The organism is Hansschlegelia beijingensis (genome assembly GCF_045505405.1).
Classification (GTDB): domain Bacteria; phylum Pseudomonadota; class Alphaproteobacteria; order Rhizobiales; family Methylopilaceae; genus Methylopila; species Methylopila beijingensis_A.
On the sequence record NZ_JBJKEX010000381.1, the window covers coordinates 1 to 2,845 of the forward strand.

Annotated in this window: 1 protein-coding gene; it reads left to right on the forward strand. The window is 71.7% G+C overall.

All coding sequences use genetic code 11. The features are described 5' to 3' along the window. The first annotated feature begins 161 nt into the window (after positions 1–161). Positions 162–2,777: an acyltransferase domain-containing protein gene (locus ACIKT0_RS16360; protein ID WP_407106442.1), complete on the forward strand. Its 2,616-nt coding sequence runs from the start codon at positions 162–164 to the stop codon at positions 2,775–2,777. Positions 2,778–2,845 lie beyond the last annotated feature (68 nt).

Consider the following 2,845-nt stretch of genomic DNA (forward strand, 5'->3'; position numbering starts at 1 on the left):
CCGGCTTCATATCTGGCCGCCTGCGAAGAAGCCCCGGGGGTTTTAGGGTTTCATTCACCCAATTCCGCTTTACTGGCGCGCACGAATGTTGGGGGGCCGGGAGCTACGCCAAGCTGCTCGAGGGGCGCGATCCCGCCGCCGCCCGCCACATCGCCAAGAGCGTGGCCGCGACCCGCGACCTGCTGCCCCGCAGGCTGGTGCTGGAGAGCGACGATCCCTCGACCTGGGCGGCGACGCTCGCCGCTGTCGCCGAAGGCGGCGAAGCCAAGGACGCCGCGATCGACGGCGCCGTCGGCCGCGACGCGCCGGTCGCTTTCGCGTTCTCCGGCAATGGCTCGCAGTGGGCCGGCATGGGCCGCAAGCTGCACGCCCACAACGCGACCTTCCGGCAGAAGATCTCCGAGATCGACGCGCGCTTCGGCGCGCTCGCCAAATGGTCGATCGCGGACGCGCTGTTCGCCGACGATCTGCCCGACCGTCTGCGCCGCGCCGAGACCGCGCAGCCGCTGATGTTCGCCGTGCAGGTTGCGACCACCGCGGCGCTCGCGGCCGAGGGGCTGACGCCCGACATGGTGCTTGGCCACTCCGTGGGCGAGGTCGCGGCCGCCGCCGCCTCCGGCGCATTGACGCTCGACCAGGCTGTCGCGGTCGTGCATTCGCGCAGCGTTCACCAGGAGATCGCCTGGAAGAACGGCACCATGGCCGCCGTTCTGCTGCCGGCCCAGGAAGTCAGCGCGCTGCTGCGCGACGGCGGCTTCGCCAATGTCGAGATCGCGGCGATCAACAGCGAGCGCTCGATCACGATCTCCGGGCCGGAGTCCGAGATCAAGGAGCTCAGCCGCTTCGCCCGCACCCGGCGCGTGCCGGTGCGCGTGCTCGACATCGACTATCCGTTCCACACCGGCCTGATCGACGCCGTGAAGGAGCCGCTGCTGGCCGATCTCGCCGGGCTGCAGCCGGGCGCGACCCAGCGCACTTTCGTGTCGAGCGTCACGGGCGCAGTGATCGACGGCGCCGAACTCGGCGCCGACTACTGGTGGGAGAACGTCCGCCGGCCGGTGCGCTTCGCCGATGCGGTCGCGGCCGCCGTGGAGGAAGGCGCGCGGGTGTTCGTGGAGATCGGCCCGCGGCCGGTGCTCCAGACCTATCTGAGCGACTGCCTCGCGGCCGCCGAAGTCACGGGCGGCGTGCTGTCCTGCGACGACCAGGGCGCCGGCGAGCATGATCCGCTCCGCCGGGCGCTGGCCCGCGTCATCGCCAAGGGCGGCCGGGTCGACCGCGATCTGGCCTTCGGAAAGCTCGACGGCTCGGCGGTCCGCCTGCCCACCTACCCGTGGCAGAACACCCGTTTCGCGGTCGGCGCGACCGCGGAGGCGCAGTCCTTCTACCGCGGCTTCGACCCGCATCCGCTGATCGGCTCGCGCCTGCGCGCGGATTCCGACGAGTGGACCGCGCATCTCGACGCCGCCGTCGTCCCGCTCCTCGGGGACCACAAGGTCTCGGGCCGCGTGATCGTGCCCGGCGCGGCGCTCGCCGAGATGGCGCTCGCGGCCGGCCGCGGCTGGCTCAAGGCCGACGTCGTGGAGCTCGCGGACTTCGAAATCCCGCACGCGCTGACGCTCGACCCCGACGCCATGTCGGAGATCCGCACCCGCGTGTCTCCCGAGAGCCGGACCGTCGAGATCCTCAGCCGTCCGCGACTGCGCGACGACGGCTGGGTGCTGCATGCGACCGGCCGGGTCTCGGCCCCGCCAACGGTCACCGCGCAGACTCCGCCGACCCCTGCGCATGACGGCGAGATCTTCCGCGCGGCGGACCTCTACGCCCGCGCCGAGGCTCACGGCCTGGACTTCGGGCCGGCGTTCCAGGTCGTCGACCATGTGGTGCGCTATGGGCCGGACCGCCTGTCCGTCCGCCTCCGCCCGGAGAGCGACCGCAAGGGCGAGCGCGATGCGCGCTACGGCCTGCACCCTTCGGATTTCGACTCCTGCTTCCACGCCCTGCTGACGCTGTTCGGCGTTCATGGCGACCGGCCGGACGTGACGTACCTTCCGATGCGCTTCGGCTCGCTGCGGCTGCTCAAGCCGGGCGCCGCAATCGCAGGCGCGGAAATCGTGGTGCGCCGCCTCAGCCCGCGCTCGATCGACGCCACCTTCACGATCCTCGGCGCCGACGGCGAGATCGTCGCGGTGCTCGCGGACGCACGCTTCCGCGCGGTCACGCTGTCTCGTCGGACGCCGCTCGAGCGACTGTCCTACCACTACGCTCCGGCGCTCGTGGGGGCCTCCGAGGAGGCCTCGGCCCCAGCTCCGACGGGCGACGAACTCGCCGCGCGGGCGGCGGCTCTCGGACTGACCGCGACAGGCGACGTCGAGCGGCCGGAAGACGACCTCCTTCTGGAAGCCTTCGCGGTCGCGGCCGCGCATGAAAGCCTCTCGGCGATCTTTGGCCGCAAGCGCCAGGGCGCGATCGCGGACCTGATCAAGCGCGGCCGGCTGGCCGCGGCGTCTGCGCCGCTCGCCTATAGCCTGCTTGGACTGCTCGAGCATCAGGGCCACGCGACAGTGCAGGGCGACGTCTGGACGCTCGTCGCGAAGACCGGCCTGCCGCCGTCGGCCGAGATCATCCGCACGATCATCGCTGATTTCCCTGATCGCGGCGCCGAATGCGTGCTTGCGACGCGCGCCGCGGTTCTGCTGCCGAAGGCGCTGAAGGACGGACCGCTCGCGTCGCCTTATGGCGCCTCGACGCTGGCGCACCCTATGTGCGCACCGTGAAGAGCGCGCCGGCGCGCGTCTGGGGCGCGCACATGTCGAGCGACGATGGACGCGTCGGCTTCCCGTTC